1 protein-coding gene is annotated in these 871 nt (G+C 47.2%); it reads left to right on the forward strand.

All coding sequences use genetic code 11. The features are described 5' to 3' along the window. Window positions 1-871: arginine--tRNA ligase (gene argS / locus ACP45E_RS18335; protein WP_069585395.1), on the forward strand; the 871-nt coding region annotated here is incomplete at both ends.

Raw genomic sequence — 871 nt, forward strand, 5'->3', positions numbered from 1 at the left:
CCGCTCTTCCGATCTCCAATCTGCAAAACCACAATTTGGTGACTACCAAGCAAACGGCGTTATGGGCGTTGCTAAACGACTAGGCACTAACCCACGAGAATTTGCTCAAAAAGTATTGGATGTTCTAAACCTAGACGGTATCGCTTCTAAAGTTGAAATCGCAGGTCCAGGTTTCCTAAACATCTTCCTAGATGAAGCCTTCCTTGCAAAACAAGCAGACGCAGCGTTGGCTGATTCTCGCCTTGGTGTTGCACTCGCAGAAACACAAACCATTGTTGCTGACTATTCTGCGCCAAACGTTGCGAAAGAAATGCACGTTGGCCACCTTCGTTCAACTATCATCGGTGATGCGGTTGTTCGTACTCTTGAGTTCTTAGGTCACAACGTTATTCGTGCTAACCACATCGGCGATTGGGGGACTCAATTTGGTATGCTTATCGCAAACCTTGAGCGCGTTCAGGCTGAGTCTGGCGAAGTTTCAATGGAGCTTGCTGACCTTGAAGGCTTCTACCGCGAATCTAAAAAGCTTTACGATGAAGACGAAGAGTTCGCAGTTAAAGCTCGTGGCTACGTTGTTAAGCTGCAAAGCGGTGATGAGTTCTGCGCAGAGATGTGGAAGAAGTTGGTTGACGTAACAATGATTCAAAACCAGCGCAACTACGACCGTCTAAACGTGTCTCTAACACGTGATGACGTAATGGGCGAAAGCATGTACAACAGCATGCTACCGACTATCGTTGCAGACCTAAAAGAGCAAGGTCTTGCTAAAGAAGATGACGGCGCACAGGTTGTATTCCTAGACGAATACAAAAACAAAGACGGCGACCCAATGGGCGTTATCATCCAGAAGCGTGATGGCGGTTTCCTTTAC

It is taken from the genome of Vibrio genomosp. F10 str. 9ZD137 (genome assembly GCF_049974785.1).
Lineage (GTDB): Bacteria > Pseudomonadota > Gammaproteobacteria > Enterobacterales > Vibrionaceae > Vibrio.